Source organism: Pseudomonas sp. FG86 (assembly GCF_057808775.1).
Genome location: NZ_JBMDIS010000009.1, coordinates 68,776 through 86,178, shown reverse-complemented (window position 1 = coordinate 86,178; position 17,403 = coordinate 68,776). Strand labels below are relative to the sequence as shown.

Genomic DNA, 17,403 nt, shown 5'->3' with positions numbered 1-17,403 from the left:
AGCAACAATTACATAGTCAGGAAGCCGGCGTAGAGCCCATAGGCGGCCACCAGGGCGCCAATGACCACTGCGACGAAAATCAGCTTCTCGACGTTGGTGAAAATCGGTTTGCCCAGTTCATGCTTGGCCTTGGCGAACAGGATCGCGCCGGGGGCATAGAGCAGGGCGGAGAGCAGCAGGTATTTGGTGCCGCCGGCATACAGCAGCCAGACCGCATAGATCAGCGCGATCGCGCCGATGACCAGGTCTTTCCTGCGTTCGCCCGCGGCGTTTTCGTAAGTCTCGCCACGTACCGCCAGCAGCAGCGCATAGGCAGCGGACCACAGGTAAGGCACCAGGATCATCGAGGTGGCGAGGTAGATCAGCGACAGGTAGGTGCTGGCGGAAAACAGCGTGATCACCAGGAATACCTGGACCAGCGCGTTGGTCAGCCACAGGGCGTTGGCCGGCACATGGTTGGCGTTTTCGCGGCGCAAAAACTCCGGCATGGTGTGGTCCTTGGCGGCGGCGAACATGATCTCCGCACACAGCAGCACCCACGACAGCAACGCACCGAGCAGCGAGATAACCAGGCCGACACTGATCAACACGGCGCCCCAGTGGCCCACGACATGCTCCAGCACGGCAGCCATCGATGGGTTCTGCAACTTGGCAAGTTCCGGTTGGGTCATGATCCCGAGGGACAGCACGTTCACCAGCATCAGGAACAGCAGCACGGTGATAAAGCCGATCACGGTGGCCTTGCCCACATCCGAACGTTTTTCGGCACGCGCCGAGAAGATGCTCGCGCCTTCGATGCCGATGAACACCCACACGGTGACCAGCATCATGTTGCGCACCTGGTTCATGACGCTGCCCAGGTCCGGGTTTTTCAGGCCCCAGATGTCAGCGGTGAAGATGTCCAGCTTGAACGCGAACACAGCAATCAGCACGAACAGCACCAGCGGCACGACCTTGGCGACGGTGGTCACCAGGTTGATGAACGCTGCCTCCTTGATCCCGCGCAGTACCAGGAAATGCACGGCCCACAGCAGGATCGAGGCGCCGATCACCGCGGCTGGGGTGTTGCCCTCGCCAAAGATCGGGAAGAAGTAACCGAGGGTGCTGAACAGCAGCACGAAGTAGCCGACGTTGCCCAGCCAGGCGCTGATCCAGTACCCCCAGGCGGACGAGAACCCCATGTAGTCGCCAAACCCGGCCTTGGCGTAGGCATATACGCCGCCGTCGAGGTCGGGTTTGCGGTTGGCCAGGGTCTGAAACACGAAGGCGAGGGTCAACATACCCACGGCCGTGATGACCCAACCAATCAGGACAGCGCCAACATCGGCACTGGCCGCCATGTTTTGCGGCAGGGAGAAGATCCCGCCGCCAATCATTGAGCCCACGACAAGTGCAACCAGTGCACCGAGTCGAAGTTTTCCGGCAGATTCAGACATTGCATAACTCCAATGCAGGAGAAGAGAGACCACAGAATAATTCCGTGCGCTATTCAAACAGCTGACTCAGATCACATCATTGGCACATTCCATTGTGAATTAATGACTTAGGCTGAAAAGCCGAGGGCAGTACTTTTCTTCGCAAAGGCGCTTTCCAGAGCGATCTGTGCGGTGTGGTCAATCTTTTAGTGCAACGTGTGGACGTTTGAAGCTAGTCCTTTTTGCTGAATGTGCAAACTTTTCCAAAAGGCGACAATAAGTAGCTTGGAGGCGACAAAGTATTCGTCGTATTTAAATTCTAAATAAGCCTAAACTATGAAAACTGTCATGCCCTTGAGTTATGAGCGTGGCAGTTTTATCGCGGTCTTTAATAAACGCTACACTCGCTGAGTTAATTAGTTGAGTGCACGGTTGTCAGCTCAAACGTTATTGATTCAGGAGTCTGCATGTCTCAACCGGTCCAAAAACTTCGGCTGGGTGCCCTGATTGCCCTGGTGGTGGGGTCGATGGTGGGGGGCGGGATCTTCTCCCTGCCACAGAACATGGCCGCCCGCGCAGAAGTGGGCGCGATATTGATCGGCTGGGGCATCACCGCCGTGGGCATGTTGACCCTGGCGTTCGTGTTCCAGACCCTGGCCAATCGCAAACCGGGATTGGATTCCGGGGTGTATGCCTATGCCAAGGCCGGTTTCGGCGACTACATGGGGTTCTCGTCCGCCTGGGGGTACTGGATCAGTGCGTGGATGGGCAACGTCGGCTACTTCGTGTTGCTGTTCAGCACCCTCGGTTACTTTTTTCCGGTGTTCGGAGAGGGCAACACGCCGGTGGCCATCGGTTGCGCGTCGGTGCTGCTATGGGCTGTGCATTTCCTGGTACTGCGTGGGATCAAGGAGGCAGCGTTCATCAACCAGATCACCACCGTGGCGAAGATCGTGCCGCTGCTGCTGTTTATCGTGATCGCTGCCGTGGCATTCAAGGCGGATATTTTCACCCGTGATATCTGGGGCCTGGGCAACCCGCAATTCGGCAGCGTGGTGGACCAGGTGCGCAACATGATGCTGGTGACGGTGTTCGTGTTTATCGGCATCGAAGGCGCCAGCGTGTATTCGGCGCGGGCGGAGAAACGCTCGGACGTGGGCCGCGCGACCGTGATCGGGTTTCTTGGCGTGCTGGCGCTGCTGGTGCTGGTGAACCTGCTGTCCCTGGGCATCATGAGCCAGCCGGAACTGGCGCAATTGCAGAACCCATCCCTGGCCGGCGTGCTGGAGCATATTGTCGGCCCCTGGGGCGCATTGCTGATCAGCATCGGCCTGGCGGTATCGCTGGTGGGCGCGTTGCTGTCATGGGCGTTGCTCTGTGCGGAAATCCTCTACGCCACTGCCCATGACAAGACCATGCCGGCCTTCCTGAAAAAGGAAAACGCCAACCAGGTGCCGGTCAATGCGCTGTGGCTGACCAATGTGATGATCCAGTTGTTCTTGGTGATTACGCTGTTTTCCCACAGCACCTACACCACCCTGATTTACCTGGCCTCGTCGATGATCCTGGTGCCTTACCTGTGGTCTGCGGCCTACGCGGTGCTATTGAGCGGGCGCGGCGAAACCTATGAAGGCGCCCCTCACCATCGCATCAAGGACCTGCTGATTGGCTTGATCGCTTTGGGCTATGCCGTGTGGCTGCTCTACGCCGGGGGCTTGAAATACCTGCTGCTCTCGGCGTTGCTGTATGCCCCTGGGGTGATTCTGTTCGCGCTGGCCAAGCGTGAGCAGGGCCAGCCCTTGTTCAGCCATGTGGAAAAAGGCATTTTCGGCTGCGTGATCGCCGGTGCGGGGTTGGCGGCGTACGGGCTGTATAGCGGGGTGTTGTCGTTGTGAGGCTGGCGTACAGCCGCCCGATGACAGGGCGGCCATGGTGGGTTTCTAGCGGCGCGGCATTTGCGGACATCGCTGGGTCGGGGGATTGATAGTGGCTGTGCTGGCCTCATCGGGGGCAAGCCCCCTCCCACAGGATGACTGAGGCTCGAACGTGGGAGGGGGCTTGCCCGATGGCGATCTTCAAGTCACCACCGAGGCCGGCGTGAACCCAGTTCCCCAGCCGGCAAATCCCACTGCAACGGCGTGCCGCTGATGCTCAGTGGCGCCAGCAAACGGTGGGCCTGACCCCAGGCTGTTTGTTCCACCACCTGACCCTGATCGTCCGGTTCTTCGGCTCGCAACGCCGGCTGCTCTGGCACCTGTCCCGCATCGACCAGCAACTTCGCTGTCCGCGCCAACGATAACCGCGCCGAACCGCCATGGCCCGTGCTCAAGCGCTCGCGCAACGCCTGGATCGCACTGGCCGCCATCAAATACCCGGTGGCATGGTCCAGCGCCTGCAACGGCAGCGGCACTGGTTTATCCGCCTGTTTCCAGGCCATGCCCGCCTCGGCAATGCCGCTGCTCATCTGGACCAGGCTGTCGAAACCGCGACGATTGCGCCATGGGCCGCTCCAGCCGTAGGCGTTGAGGCTCACATCGATCAGGCCGGGCGCGATGGTTTGCAGCTCAACAGCGGTGTAACCCAGTTGCTCCAAGGCATCGGCACGGTAGCCGTGGATCAGGATGTCGGCTTGTTTGAGCAGGTTTTCGAACACCTGCCGGCCTTCGAGGCTTTTCAGGTCGAGGCGTGTACAGCGTTTACCCAGGGTCATTTCCGGCACCACGCCGGGTTCGTTCCACGTGGGTGAGTCGATGCGCAGCACATCGGCGCCCAGGCCCGCGAGAAAACGACTGGCCACGGGGCCCGCGAGGACGCGGGTCAGGTCCAGCACCTTGATCCCGCCCAGCGGGCGCGCTACCGAGCCGAGCCAGGGGCTGGCGTGGGGGCTTGCGAAGGTCTGGCGCTGCACCAACTGCTCGGCATTCACCGCCATCCCCTGCGGATGGGTTTGCCAGGCTTGACGGGTGCGCATCTGCGCCGCACAACCGCCAGCCTCGACAATCGCCTGTTCCAGTTCGGCGGCGTTCCACGCGGCGACCTTGCTCGCCATTTCGGTGCGGTCAGCGACCTTGCCCAGTATGCGTTCGGCGGCGGCACGGTGATGGGGCGCGTTGGTGTGCAAGCGAATCCAGCCATCGGCGCTGGCATAGTCGCCGGCCACCGGGTCCCACAGTGGCGGCACTTGCCAGCCCACCGGGCGAATCGAGGAAGAGAACCAGAAGGAGGCCAGGCGTCGGTCCACGCTCACACTGGGCAGGCGCCCGGTCTGTTGCTGGATCAGTTGGGCGACGGCCTGGCCGGCGGCACCGATGCTGGCGCTGGCCAGGTCGGTCACGGCGAAGGTCGAGGGCAGGGCGCCGGCCTCGGTCAGGGGCAGCGGGGTTTGCGGCAGATCGAGTGCGGCTTGGATGGGAGTCAGCAGGTCAGTCATCAAAGGCCCTCCGTAAGAGAAGGGCCACTATAGAAGATCCTCACATCGGTGTGACAACTCCCGGCTCCAGCGGCAGGTCAATGCTGGCGATAAAACCACCGTCGGGGTGATTGGCCAGGATCAGGCTGCCGCCGTGGCGTTCAGCGGCGCGACGGGCAATGGCCAGGCCCAGGCCATGGCCCTGCGCAGTCTGGCCGGGCGCGCGGTAGAACGGTTCGCCCAACTGGCTCAGGTGTTCGGCATCGACGCCTGGGCCATGGTCACGCACGCTGATCAGAATGCGTTCGCCCTGGTGTTGGGCCTGCAACTCGATGGGCAGTCCCTGTGGGTTGAAGCGCTGGGCATTGCGCAGCAGGTTATCCACCGCGCGTTCGATCATGGTCGGCCAGCCTTTGAGATGCAGGTCGGCGTCAGCCGTCAGTTGCACCACCTGGTCCGGTGCGCTGAGCTGGGCGTCTTTTTGCAGGGTCTTGAGCAGCGGGATAAGGTCGACCTCCTCGGCGCTGGCGTTGTCGGCATCGACCCGGGCCAGCACCAGAATCTCACTGATCAGCGCTTCCAGGCGGTCGCATTCACGCGTCAGGCGCGGCCAGAGCTTTTCCCGTTCCTCAGGGCTGGCCCGTTCAGCCAGCGCCAGGGCGATCCGCAAGCGGGCCAGGGGCGAGCGCAGTTCGTGAGACACGTCGCGCAGCAATTGGCGCTGGCTGCCGATCAAGCTTTGCAGGCGTGCGCCCATGCGGTTGAAGTCGGTGGCGAGCACGCCGAATTCATCGCGGCGGTTGGCCAGTTGCGCCAGGCTGTTTTGCTGGTAGGTGGCCTGGCCGAGGTCATGCACCGCACCGCGCAGGCGGCTTAAGGGGCGGGTAATGGACAGTGTCACCAACAGGCTGAACAGCGTGAGCACCACCAGCGCGATCGCCAGTGCGCTCAACGGCCACAACAGGCTGTTACGGTGCCAGGCATCCAACTCCGGGTGGGGGATGCGGTAGATCAGCAGGTAGGTGTCACCGGTTTTTTCGCTGGTGTACTCGGCGGTCAGGCGCCGCCAGGGCAGGTGGCCGTCCTTGCTGTCGTTCTGCCGGGCCTCGAAGGCGGCGGCGCGTCGCGGGAAGGTGCCGCGCACCACGGGCTCGCCGCTTTCGTTGAGCACTTGCACGTCGATGTGGTACTGGCGCTTGCGCTGTTGCAGCAGGTCTTGGGCGGCGTCCTCGCCCTGGGTTTCGTAGAGTTGGGTCCACTCTTCGGCCAGGTTATTGAGGCCGGGATGGCGGCTGAGAATCCAGGCGTCCTGGTTGAGCATATGCCCAAGCAGGATCGACAGCCCGGCAACCAAGGCGATGGCCAGCCAGAAACTGGCCAGGATGCGCCAGAACAATGAACGCACAGGAAACCCTCAAACAGGAAAAGCCCAGTGGCGTGAGCCGCTGGGCTGGGGGAGTGACGCTAACGCATTATTGCGCTTTTTGCGGCTGTTGCGCCTTCCAGGCCTGGAATTCCTTCCACTCGGCACGGCGCTGTTCTTGCTTCTTGACGATTTCGTCGAATTTTTTCTGCTGGTCGGGCTTGAGCACGGCACGGATGTCGGCCTGGGTTTTCTGTCTGCCGGCTGCGATTTCATCCTGCATGGCTTTCTGGTCAGCGGCCGGGAGTTTGTCCAGGTACTTTTTGACCAGGTCTTTGCGAGCGTGCCATTGGTCACCCATCAGCCTGCCGATCTGCTCGCGCTGTTCCTTGCTCAAATCCAACTGGCTGAATGGGCCACCCTTGCCACGCGGGCCGTGTTCACCGCCGTGGCCCGGGCCACCCATCATGTGGCCTTCAGGGCCGCCCATCGGGCCTGGACCTTCGGGCATCGCGGCCATGGCAACGGTCGGCAGGGCGGCGGCGAACATCAGAGCGATTAGGGTCTTGCGCATGGTGATTCTCCTGTCTCTATTCCGGTGAGTCCGGATGTGAGTAGATTACGGAGATCAAGGTCAGCGGCGGTCAGGTGTGGGTAAAGCTTGGGTAAAGAGGGTTTTGTCGCGAACTGACAAAACCCTGTAGGAGCGAGCTTGCTCGCTCCTACAGGGGCGGGGGGGGTTAGAGGCTGTAGTAGTAACCGCGACTGCGCAGCGCCACGATCCGTGGCCGTCCGTCCGGGTGCGGGCCGATCTTTTTGCGCAGGTTGCTTACATGCATGTCCAGGCTGCGATCGTAAAGGGTCAGCTTGCGGCCGAGGGCGATCTGCGCCAGTTCCTGCTTATCCAGCGGTTCGCCGGGCTGGCGCAGCAAGGCTTCCAGCAGGCGGCTTTCGGAGACGGTGAGGGTGAATTCCTGTTCATCGATGCTGACTACGCCGCGCACCGGGCTGAAGCACAGGTCGCCCAGTTCAAGCTGGGTCGACACGGCGGCCGGGTGGCTGCGGCGCAATACCGCGCGCAGGCGGGCAGTCAATTCGCGGGGGTCGCAGGGCTTGGCCAGGTAATCGTCGGCACCCAGTTCCAGGCCGAGGATACGGTCCAGCGGTTCGCCCCGGGCCGAGAGCATCAACACCGGCAGCTCCGGGTGGTCGTTGCGCAATTGCTTGAGCAGCTCCAGGCCGCTGCCGTCGGGCAGCATCACATCGAGCACCACCGCCGCTGGGGCGCTGTCGGCCAATGCTTTGCGGGCGCTCAAGCCGTCGTGGCAGGCGCGTACCTGGAAGCCTTCCTGGCCCAACCAACTGGTCAGCAGCTCACAGAGCTCCTGGTCATCATCTATCAGTAGCAGCTCGCTCATGACTCACTCAATTTAGCCATTGTCGACGACGACGGTGTCCACCGCTGGCGAAGATCCCGCACAGCAAGGCGATCAGCGCGACGGCCCCACCGGTGACGAACCATTGCTGTTGCTCGGTCAGCCATCGGGTCAAGCCGCCACCCTCTGTTTCTTTGAGTTGCTGGACCAGGCGTTGGTTCTCTTGGCGCAAGCGACTCAGTTGAGCGCTTTCGCGGGCCGCATCGGCCGTTTGCAGTTGCTTGCTCAGTTCTTCGCGCAGTCGTTCGCTTTCTTTCAAGCGTTGCTGCAATTCGGTGATCTGGCTGCCGGCACTCAAGGACAGGGGCGTAGAACTGCCGGTGCTCGAGGTTTCTTCAGCGTGGGCCGTAGCCCCGATCATTAACACTGCCAACAGACACAACTGACGTAAGCGCATCGGAACTCCTGATTCCACACGAATATTCAGAACGTTGTCGGCAGGTTACCGAGAATAATGAGCAAATAGGAGTGCGCCGAACCGATTGGGTTCGGCGCGACCCGAATCAAGGCAGGACTTGCTTGAACGGTTTGACCACGACGTCGGCGTAGACGCCGGCTGCGACATAGGGGTCGGCCTTGGCCCAGGCCTGGGCGTCGGCCAGGGAAGCGAACTCGGCGACGATCAGGCTGCCGGTGAAACCGGCGTCGCCCGGGTCGTTGCTGTCAACGGCCGGGTGCGGGCCGGCCAGCACGATGCGGCCTTCGGCTTGCAGCACTTTCAGGCGCTCGACATGGGCCGGGCGCACGGACAGGCGTTTTTCCAGCGAGTTGGCAACATCGGTAGCAATGATGGCGTAGAGCATGTCAATCCTCGGTTTTCGGCGTGGTGGGCTCGGTGTCATGCAGGTGACGCGACAGGTAGATGCCCTGACCGACCAGGAACAGCACGGTCATGCCCAGGCTGCCGAACACTTTGAAGTCGACCCAGTAGTCCTGGAAGGTAAAGGCCACGAACAGGTTGGCGGCGCCGCAGAACAGGAAAAACACGATCCAGGCCACGTTCAAGCGGGTCCAGACCGGCTCCGGCAGGGTCAATGCATGGCCCATGATCCGCTTGATCAGCAGGCGATCCCCGATGAAGTGGCTGCCGATGAATGCGAGGGCAAACAGCCAGTTCACCACCGGGGCTTTCCATTTAAGGAAGGTTTCGCTGTGGAAGGCCAGGGTCAGGCTACCGAAGACCAGGCACGCCACCAGGGTCAGCCATTGGCTTTTTTCCAGCTTGCGCTGGGAGATGAAGATGGCGCCGTAGACCACGATGGAGCTGATGATCAGCACCGCGGTGGCGCTGTAGATGCCTCCGACGGTCAGCTCATGGCCGGCGAGATCGATGACCCTGGGGTCGAGTTTGTAAACGATGAAAAACAGCAACAGCGGGATGAAGTCGATGAATTGTTTCACAGTAAGAGCCAGAAGCTGGATGTGGCGGCATAATAACAAACATCCTTGGTAGCGAAAGCGCCAGCTGACTTGAGGTTACACTCCCCCGTGAATGTTGATTTGCACTGCCACAGCACGGCCTCCGACGGCGCCCTGGCGCCCGCGGTACTGGTTGCGCGTGCGTTTGAAAAAGGCGTGCGAGTCCTATCGTTGACCGACCACGACACCCTCGAAGGCCTCGATGAAGCCCGCGAGACGGCGCATGCCCTGGGCATGCAACTGGTCAACGGCGTGGAATTGTCCTGCACCTGGGGGGGCGCCACCATTCATGTGCTGGGCTATGGCTTCGATCAAAAAGCCCCGGCGCTGGTCGAGGCCATCGCCCAATTGCACGATGGCCGTTGGCTGCGGTCCGAAGAAATAAGTCGCAAGCTCGGCCTTAAAGGCATGCCCAACGCCCTCGACGGCGCCCGGGCCATCCAGCAGGAACTGGGTGACAGCGGCAACGCGCCGGCCCGTCCGCATTTTGCCGACTGGATGGTGCGTGAAGGGTTTGTCAGGGATCGCGCCGAAGCTTTTCGCAAATGGCTGGGCGCCGGCAAGTTGGGCGACGTCAAGCAACACTGGCCAACCCTGGAAGACACCGTCGAGACCCTGCGGGCCTCCGGGGCCTGGGTCAGCCTGGCACATCCCTGGCATTACGATTTCACCCGCAGCAAGCGCCGCAAGCTGATTGGCGACTATATTGGTGCGGGCGGCCACGCGATTGAAGTGGTCAACGGGCATCAACCCGCCGAACAGGTAGGCAGCCTGGCGATTCTTGCCCGCGAATTTGGTCTGCTGGTCAGTGCCGGCAGTGACTTTCATGGCCCAGGCGGCTGGTCCGAGATTGGCGAGTATCGCCCCGTCCCGGAAGACTTGCCGCTCTTGTGGGGGCGATTCAAGCATGACCCCATTACTGCCACCGTCTGAACAGGTAGAACACGTGAGTCAATTCTTCCAGATTCATCCGGAAAATCCCCAGGCGCGCCTGATCAAGCAGGCTGTGGAGATCATCCGCGCCGGCGGCGTGGTGATCTATCCAACGGATTCGTCCTACGCCATTGGTTGCCAGATTGGCGACAAGAACGCGGTCGAGCGTGTCCGGCGCCTGCGGGGCCTGGACAAGAACCACAACTTCGCACTGATTTGCAGCGACCTGTCCCAATTGGGCCTGTTCGCCAAGGTCGACACCGGCACCTTCCGCCTGCTCAAGGCCCACACGCCGGGGCCCTACACCTTTATCCTCAACGCCACCCGCGAAGTGCCGCGCCTGCTGCTGCACCCCAAGAAGCGCACCATCGGCCTGCGCGTGCCGGAACATCCCATTGCCCTGGCCCTGCTGGCCGAGCTGGGTGAGCCGTTGATGAGCGTGTCGTTGATCCTGCCCGGCGAAGCCGAGCCGCTATACGACCCCTACGAAATGCGCCGCCTGTTGGAAAAACACGTCGACCTGATCATTGACGGTGGTTATGGCGGCAACAAAGCCTCCACCGTGATCAACCTGGCCGACGGCGAGCCGGAAGTGGTGCGTGTCGGCTGCGGTGACCCGACTCCGTTTATGGTCGAGGCCTGAATGTCGGCCGTGGAAACCGTCGACAGCCAGGCCGGCGCCCAACAGGAACTGCCGTTCGCCATGGTGTACGGCCAGGCGGTCATGGAAATGCCGCTGGACCTGTACATCCCGCCGGACGCCCTGGAAGTCTTCCTTGACGCCTTCGAAGGCCCGCTGGACTTGCTGCTGTACCTGATCCGCAAGCAGAACATCAACATCCTCGACATTCCGGTGGCGGAAATCACCCGCCAGTACATGGGCTATGTCGAGCTGATGCAGTCGGTGCGCCTGGAGTTGGCCGCCGAGTACCTGGTGATGGCTGCCATGCTCGCCGAGATCAAGTCGCGCATGCTGCTGCCGCGTTCGGAAACCGTCGAGGCTGAAGAAGACGACCCGCGTGCCGAACTGATCCGCCGCTTGCAGGAGTACGAACGCTTCAAGGCCGCCGCCGAAGGCATCGACGGCCTCAGCCGCGTGGGCCGCGATGTGCTGGTGCCCAAGCTCGACGCCCCGGAGGCCCGAGCGCGCAAATTGCTGCCGGACGTGAGCCTGGAAGAGTTACTGATGTCCATGGCCGAGGTGCTGCGCCGTGGCGATATGTTTGAACACCACCAGGTCAGCCGCGAGGCCCTGTCGACCCGCGAACGCATGAGCGACGTGCTCGAACGCCTCAAGGGCGGTGGCTTCGTGCCGTTTGTCGAGCTGTTCACAGCCGAAGAGGGGCGCCTGGGGGTGGTGGTGACCTTTATGGCGATCCTCGAACTGGTCAAGGAGTCCTTGGTCGAGTTGGTCCAGAATGAGCCTTTTGCGGCTATCCACGTGCGGGCGCGAGCCGAATAAAGAGCTGAATCGATGAATCTGACTGAACCCCGCGAACTGGCTCCGTTGCTGGAGGCCTTTCTCCTGGCCTCGGGTAAGCCGCAATCCCTGGAGCGCCTGTTCGAACTCTTTGAAGAAGCCGAACGCCCTGAGCCCCCGGTCTTTAAAAAGGCGCTGGAGATTTTGCGCAAGTCCTGCGATGGCCGCGCCTTTGAACTGCGCGAAGTGGCGTCGGGTTACCGCCTGCAGATCCGTGAGCAGTTTTCCCCGTGGGTCGGCCGCTTGTGGGAAGAACGCCCGCAGCGCTATTCCCGCGCGATGCTCGAGACCATGGCGCTGATTGCCTATCGCCAGCCGATTACCCGGGGCGAAATCGAAGACGTGCGCGGCGTGGCGGTCAACAGCCATATCGTCAAGACGCTGCTGGAGCGCGAGTGGATTCGCATCGTCGGCTACCGCGATGTGCCCGGCAAGCCGGCGATGTTCGCCACTACCAAGGTATTCCTCGACCACTTCAACCTGAAAAACCTCGACGACTTGCCGCCGCTCGCCGAACTGCGCGAGATGGAAGCCGAGCCGGTGCTCGACTTCGACGACGCGCCGGTTCCGGCCAGCCTGCAGGAACTGGCCGATGCCACCGCCGAGCCGGAGGAGCCAAAGGACGAAACCAGCTTCCACACCCTGTTGCTGGAACTGGACGACATGGAGCAGGGCATCAAGACCGACTTCGACGACTTGTTGCGTGACGGCGCATCCGAACCGGACGCCCAGGTAAACGTCGAAACCGAGCCGGTGGTCGAAGTCGAAATTGAACCTGAACCTGAACCTGAACCTGAAGCAGAGGCCGAGGCCGAGGAAGACATCCTCGGCGTCGCCGAAGCCCGGGAAAAACTCCTGGCCGCCGTCGCCGCCCTCGAACAACCGCCGTTGAGCGATGAAGAAGACGAAGCCCGCGCGCTGGCCGAAGCCATCGAGAACGAGCGACGTCAGCTAGAAGACTGACACCGCCCCATGTGGGAGGGGGCTTGCCCCCGATAGCGGTGTGTCAGTCTCAATGTCCTTCACTGAACCACCGCTATCGGGGGCAAGTCGAATCGTCGCACCGCCCCTCCCACATGGGTTCTGTGGTGCCCTGGGCACCACCGGTCGGCGGAAAGACCACTGACCTGGCGCTTATCGACTAGTCTCTGATGCGCAACGCGCAGCATGCGCGTATGATTCGCGACCCTTTGCCGACGTATTCGGCCAAAGCCCCGCTTTCAACACTCTTCAGGCCACGCCTGAATCGACCCACCGGGAGGTGCTTAAGATGAACGACAAAGACCAGAACGACAGCCAGGAAATCGGCCCAGCAGGCGAAAAACTGCAAAAGGTGCTGGCACGTATCGGCGTGGGCTCGCGCCGCGACGTCGAAGCCTGGATCACCCAGAAGCGCATCAAGGTCAACGGCGTAGAGGCCACCCTTGGCCAGCGTGTCGACCTGCACGATGCAATCACCATTGATGGCAAGGTCATCAAGCGTGAAGAGGCTGCCGAATCGGTACGCCGCGTCATCATGTACAACAAGCCCGATGGCGAAATCTGCACCCGTGACGACCCGGAAGGCCGTCCGACCGTGTTCGACAAGATGCCAAAGCCCAAAGAAGGCCGCTGGATCAATATCGGCCGTCTCGACATCAACACCACCGGCTTGCTGATGTTCACCACCGACGGTGAGTTGGCCAACCGCCTGATGCACCCGTCTTACGAGATGGACCGTGAATACGCGGTGCGTGTACGCGGTGAAGTCGACGACGAGATGATCGAACGCCTCAAGGCTGGCGTGGTACTGGAAGACGGCCCGGCCAAGTTCACCGACATCAAGCAGGCTCCAGGCGGCGAAGGCTTTAACCACTGGTACCACTGCGTGGTGATGGAAGGTCGTAACCGTGAAGTTCGTCGCCTGTGGGAATCCCAGGGCCTGGTGGTCAGCCGCCTGAAGCGCGTGCGTTTTGGCCCGGTGTTCCTCAACTCCGACCTGCCAATGGGCCGCTGGCGCGAAATGAGCCAGTACGAAGTCGACATCCTCAGCGCCGAAGTTGGCCTGACGCCGGTCGCCATGCCGCAGATGAACGCCAAGAGCAAAGACAAGCTCGAGCGTATGCAGCGTAAATCGTCGCGCCCTGTGGCCCGTACCGAGCGCGTTGCGCGCACCCTGCGCCCGGCACTGAACGCACCGGCAACCGGCGGGCGTATTTCCCGTGAGCCGCAGATCGAAGGCGAGCGCCGCCCAACGGCTCCGTCGCGCCAGGAAGGCGAGCGTGCACCACGCGCACCGCGCCCGGCAGGCCGTGGTGAAGCACCTGCTGGTGGTCGCAGTAATCGCGGTGAGGCCGGTCGCGGTGCGCCATCGGATCGTCCGGCCGACAGCGCCAACACCAAACGCCCAGCCAAGCCAGCGCCGAAAAAGCGCCCTGGCCTGAAACTGGTCGCAGACGAGCCGTCGGGCAAGCGCCGTGGCGCTCCGGCGGGTTCCGGTCAGCGTCCAGGCTTTGGTCGCAAGAAGCCGCAGTGATGTAAGCGCTGCACACCAACGCCAACCCTAGGGTTGGCGTTTTTTTTGCCTTGGAATACAGGCAAAAAATGTGGGAGAGGGCTTGCCCCCGATAGTGGTGTATCAGCTTGCCAATCCGGCGACTGATGCACCGCTATCGGGGGCAAGCCCTCTCCCACATTTGGATCTTCATCCTTTTCAAGGTCGGTGCTCAGAACGCGAACGTGCCGTCAAACACCGGTTTGTCATCCAGGGCCAAGACCCCACTGGCAAAGATCAGATCCAGGTGATGGCTGCCTTTCTGCCCGCCGCCCAAGCCCAGGTGCAAGCCGCAATGGCGCTCCTCGAACCCGGCATTGCGGGCGTACAGATCCTTGACCCCCTCATTGGTGCCGATCCCCAGCTCTTCCACCCGGCGGTTGGAGGGGTTGGCATTCAGGTATTTGTTGAAATCCTCCGCGAGCCCCGGCACTTCACTGGCCACGCTGCAGATGGTCGAGTTCTCGATCCACAACTCCAAGGGTGATTGCAGTACACCGTATTTGCGCGCAAAGGGGATGGTGCTGAGGAAGGTCCCCATGAACCGCACTTGGCCATTGATCGCCTCGCTGTGGGTAGCGATCTCGCCGGGGGCCAGGTCGTGGTTGCCGATACCGTTGATATTGGTCCACTTCTTGATGCTGCTCAGCGGCGCTTCCAGGCGCGAGCCGTGTTCGTCGGTAAAGCTCAGCACCGTGGCCTGGGACATGCGCCGGATCAGCGTGGCATTGAGGTCGGCGATACGCTGCGGTTCGACGCTGAAGGTGTCGTAGAAATAGTCGCCGTAATCCTTGAACAGCAGGGATTTCTTCCAGTGTTCAGCCATGACCTCATGCAAGGCGCGAATAAAGTCCGGGCCTTCGGCGCGTGGGTTGGGCAAGGTCGAGGAGTCGTACAGAAACAGGTACAGGTCGCAGGCTTCGATGGCCTGGGCCAGGTGGTGGCTGGGCGCCAGGTCCAGGCGTTGTACCTGGAAGTTAAAACGGGCGGCACTGCCGTGGGTGATGGCCTGGGCAATGGCGTCGTAGCGTTCGGTATGGCCCAGTAACACGGTCGGGCGGCTCAGGCCGATAAGGGCCGGGTGATGCGCGAGGTAGTAGAGAAAGTGTTCGACGGCGCGGGCCTTGTCCATGACGTATGTCCTTCTGTGCCTTGGGTAAGGGGGCAGGTGCCGTGCACAGCACCTGCCGGATGCCTGCCGCGTGTTAGAAAGGCCACATCGCGGTGCCAAAGGGCACAACGGCGTCGGCTTGCATCATTTCAACGGCTGCCTCGTGGGTCGGTGCTTCAAACCAATCGTCAAGTTGCAGTTCGGTTTCCAGGTCTTTTTCCAGTGCTTGCATGGTGTATCTCCTAGAGGACGTTGTTTGAGAACGGCTTGCCAGCGGCTTCGCTGGGCAAGTGAAAGAACCTAGGTGAGAGTGTTTGGTAATGCAAAAAATTTATTGACACGGTTTCATTTGCATTTTTTGTTCTGTTTTTTCAGGGCATCGATTTATTCAGAAAAAACAGTTGGCTAGCTGACACGACAGGTCAGCAATTTCCTGGCGACAATTTTCTGCTGAATGACGGATAAGCGTGCCTGTAACGCTGGGTTTCCGCGGTGTAACAATAAATTTACGATATTGGCCGGGCATTTCTCAGCCTCGCCAAGCTGTAAGGAATACCTGACAGATTGTCGCGCACGCTCTGCGACGGCCTCCCGAAGCTGTCGAGCGGTGTACAATGCGCCGCGTTTTACTGTGACCCCCTTGCGTAACCACGCAAATGGCCAAGACCTCAGGGTGACTCGCCCTGATCATTCCGCCTGGCCACGAGCCAGTCGGGTTCGATTTCGTCACAGATAAAAACAAACAGGTGACGCATGACCGTTAGAACGACGCTGTACTCCTGGTGCCTGCGCTGGGGTTTGAGCGGTGCTGCTTGAGTCGGTAATTCAAGCCAGCAACGTGCATTCAACATCATCAAACCTTGCGTGAGACCCTTTTCATGAGTGGACCCCATTCTTCTTCAGGCGAGCTGAAACGCGGCCTGAAAAATCGGCATATCCAGTTGATCGCCCTCGGTGGTGCCATCGGTACCGGCCTGTTCCTGGGCTCGGCCGGGGTGCTCAAATCCGCCGGCCCGTCGATGATCCTCGGCTATGCCATCTGCGGCTTTATCGCGTTCATGATCATGCGCCAGCTCGGCGAAATGATTGTCGAAGAGCCGGTCGCCGGTTCTTTCAGCCACTTTGCCCACAAGTACTGGGGCGGTTTCGCCGGCTTCCTGTCGGGCTGGAACTGTTGGATCCTGTACATTCTGGTGGGCATGTCGGAGCTGACGGCTGTCGGCAAGTACGTGCATTACTGGTGGCCGGAGATCCCGACCTGGGTGTCGGCGGCAGCGTTTTTCGTGCTGATCAATTTGATCAACCTGGCCAACGTCAAAGTCTTCGGTGAGGCCGAATTCTGGTTTGCCATCATCAAGGTGGTGGCCATCGTCGGCATGATCGCCCTGGGCAGTTACTTGCTGGTCAGCGGCAGCGGCGGCCCACAAGCCTCGGTGAGCAACCTGTGGGAACATGGCGGCTTCTTCCCCCATGGCGTCGGCGGGTTGGTGATGGCCATGGCGATTATCATGTTCTCCTTCGGCGGCCTGGAAATGCTCGGCTTCACCGCTGCCGAAGCCGACCAGCCACGCACCGTGATCCCCAAGGCAATCAACCAGGTGATCTACCGCATCCTGATCTTCTACATCGGCGCCCTGGTGGTGCTGTTGTCGCTGACGCCGTGGGACAGCCTGCTGGCGACCCTCAACGCGTCCGGCGATGCCTACAGCGGCAGCCCGTTCGTGCAGGTGTTCTCGATGCTGGGCAGCAACACCGCCGCGCATATCCTCAATTTCGTGGTGCTGACGGCGGCGCTGTCGGTGTACAACAGCGGCACCTACTGCAACAGCCGCATGCTGCTGGGCATGGCCGAGCAGGGCGATGCGCCCAAGGTGTTAGCGAAGATCGACAAGCGCGGCGTGCCAGTGCGTTCGATCCTCGCTTCGGCGGCGGTCACGCTGGTGGCAGTGTTGATGAACTACTTGATCCCGCAACACGCGTTGGAGCTGCTGATGTCCCTGGTGGTGGCCACGCTGGTGATCAACTGGGCGATGATCAGCTTCTCGCACTTCAAGTTCCGCCAGCACATGAACCGCACCGGCCAGGTGCCGCTGTTCAAGGCGTTGTGGTACCCGTATGGCAACTACGTCTGCCTGGCGTTCGTGGTGTTTATCCTGGTGATCATGCTGATGATTCCGGGGATCCAGGTATCGGTGTACGCGATCCCGGTGTGGGTCGCGTTCATGGCGGTGTGTTACGGGATCAAGAACAAGCGCAGTGCTGAAGCCGCGTTGAGCGCAGCGAGTGCGACACTGAAGTAAACAG

The 17,403-nt window shown here is 61.2% G+C and carries 17 protein-coding genes; 7 read left to right on the top strand and 10 right to left on the bottom strand.

All coding sequences use genetic code 11. The features are described 5' to 3' along the window. Window positions 1-8 precede the first annotated feature (8 nt). Window positions 9-1,436 carry an arginine-ornithine antiporter gene (gene arcD / locus ACODSV_RS08935; RefSeq protein WP_454843163.1) on the bottom strand — a complete coding sequence of 476 codons (1,428 nt, stop codon included), beginning with the start codon at window positions 1,434-1,436 and terminating at the stop codon, window positions 9-11. Between the two features lie 446 nt (window positions 1,437-1,882). Here arcD (ACODSV_RS08935) and arcD (ACODSV_RS08930) point away from each other — a divergent pair, with 446 nt between their 5' ends. Beyond that, window positions 1,883-3,310: an arginine-ornithine antiporter gene (arcD, locus tag ACODSV_RS08930; protein WP_024077124.1), complete on the top strand. Its 1,428-nt coding sequence runs from the start codon at window positions 1,883-1,885 to the stop codon at window positions 3,308-3,310. A 185-nt stretch (window positions 3,311-3,495) separates the two neighbouring features. Here the strand turns inward: arcD (ACODSV_RS08930) and ACODSV_RS08925 are convergent, their stop codons facing one another. The 7 genes from ACODSV_RS08925 to ACODSV_RS08895 all read right to left on the bottom strand — a co-directional run bounded on the left by ACODSV_RS08925 (window position 3,496) and on the right by ACODSV_RS08895 (window position 9,024). After that, window positions 3,496-4,845 carry a CoA transferase gene (locus ACODSV_RS08925; protein ID WP_150055627.1) on the bottom strand — a complete coding sequence of 450 codons (1,350 nt, stop codon included), beginning with the start codon at window positions 4,843-4,845 and terminating at the stop codon, window positions 3,496-3,498. A gap of 40 nt (window positions 4,846-4,885) precedes the next feature. Further along, window positions 4,886-6,229, bottom strand: coding sequence for a sensor histidine kinase (locus ACODSV_RS08920; RefSeq protein ID WP_024077122.1), 1,344 nt, complete (start codon window positions 6,227-6,229; stop codon window positions 4,886-4,888). Between the two features lie 67 nt (window positions 6,230-6,296). Then, the gene (locus ACODSV_RS08915; protein WP_024077121.1) at window positions 6,297-6,761 is read right to left on the bottom strand and encodes an LTXXQ domain-containing protein; all 465 of its coding nucleotides are present in this window, start codon (window positions 6,759-6,761) and stop codon (window positions 6,297-6,299) included. Window positions 6,762-6,927: 166 nt separating this feature from the next. Beyond that, window positions 6,928-7,605 carry a response regulator transcription factor gene (locus tag ACODSV_RS08910; protein WP_024077120.1) on the bottom strand — a complete coding sequence of 226 codons (678 nt, stop codon included), beginning with the start codon at window positions 7,603-7,605 and terminating at the stop codon, window positions 6,928-6,930. A 7-nt stretch (window positions 7,606-7,612) separates the two neighbouring features. Continuing rightward, complete coding sequence (locus ACODSV_RS08905; protein WP_150056203.1) at window positions 7,613-8,020, bottom strand: SH3 domain-containing protein; 408 nt, start codon at window positions 8,018-8,020, stop codon at window positions 7,613-7,615. Window positions 8,021-8,126: 106 nt separating this feature from the next. Beyond that, window positions 8,127-8,426, bottom strand: coding sequence for a YciI family protein (locus ACODSV_RS08900; RefSeq protein ID WP_024077118.1), 300 nt, complete (start codon window positions 8,424-8,426; stop codon window positions 8,127-8,129). A 1-nt stretch (window position 8,427) separates the two neighbouring features. Beyond that, on the bottom strand, window positions 8,428-9,024 hold the full coding sequence (locus ACODSV_RS08895) for a septation protein A (protein ID WP_024077117.1): 597 nt from the start codon (window positions 9,022-9,024) through the stop codon (window positions 8,428-8,430). A gap of 87 nt (window positions 9,025-9,111) precedes the next feature. Between ACODSV_RS08895 and ACODSV_RS08890 the strand changes: the two genes are divergently transcribed. From ACODSV_RS08890 to rluB, 5 genes are all read left to right on the top strand, one after another. Next, window positions 9,112-9,975 carry a PHP domain-containing protein gene (locus tag ACODSV_RS08890; RefSeq protein ID WP_150056201.1) on the top strand — a complete coding sequence of 288 codons (864 nt, stop codon included), beginning with the start codon at window positions 9,112-9,114 and terminating at the stop codon, window positions 9,973-9,975. A gap of 13 nt (window positions 9,976-9,988) precedes the next feature. Then, window positions 9,989-10,618 carry an L-threonylcarbamoyladenylate synthase gene (locus tag ACODSV_RS08885; RefSeq protein WP_024077115.1) on the top strand — a complete coding sequence of 210 codons (630 nt, stop codon included), beginning with the start codon at window positions 9,989-9,991 and terminating at the stop codon, window positions 10,616-10,618. Continuing rightward, window positions 10,619-11,437: a segregation and condensation protein A gene (locus ACODSV_RS08880; RefSeq protein ID WP_024077114.1), complete on the top strand. Its 819-nt coding sequence runs from the start codon at window positions 10,619-10,621 to the stop codon at window positions 11,435-11,437. Between the two features lie 12 nt (window positions 11,438-11,449). Continuing rightward, complete coding sequence (gene scpB / locus ACODSV_RS08875) at window positions 11,450-12,418, top strand: SMC-Scp complex subunit ScpB (protein ID WP_150095277.1); 969 nt, start codon at window positions 11,450-11,452, stop codon at window positions 12,416-12,418. A 307-nt stretch (window positions 12,419-12,725) separates the two neighbouring features. After that, complete coding sequence (gene rluB / locus ACODSV_RS08870; protein WP_024077112.1) at window positions 12,726-13,970, top strand: 23S rRNA pseudouridine(2605) synthase RluB; 1,245 nt, start codon at window positions 12,726-12,728, stop codon at window positions 13,968-13,970. A 190-nt stretch (window positions 13,971-14,160) separates the two neighbouring features. Here the strand turns inward: rluB and ACODSV_RS08865 are convergent, their stop codons facing one another. Continuing rightward, on the bottom strand, window positions 14,161-15,120 hold the full coding sequence (locus ACODSV_RS08865; protein ID WP_150056086.1) for a CgnE/CgnB domain-containing protein: 960 nt from the start codon (window positions 15,118-15,120) through the stop codon (window positions 14,161-14,163). A gap of 73 nt (window positions 15,121-15,193) precedes the next feature. After that, on the bottom strand, window positions 15,194-15,331 hold the full coding sequence (locus tag ACODSV_RS08860; protein WP_003237751.1) for a hypothetical protein: 138 nt from the start codon (window positions 15,329-15,331) through the stop codon (window positions 15,194-15,196). A gap of 646 nt (window positions 15,332-15,977) precedes the next feature. On the opposite strand from ACODSV_RS08860, the gene ACODSV_RS08855 reads away from it, so the two are divergent. Next, complete coding sequence (locus ACODSV_RS08855) at window positions 15,978-17,399, top strand: amino acid permease (RefSeq protein WP_102623785.1); 1,422 nt, start codon at window positions 15,978-15,980, stop codon at window positions 17,397-17,399. Window positions 17,400-17,403 lie beyond the last annotated feature (4 nt).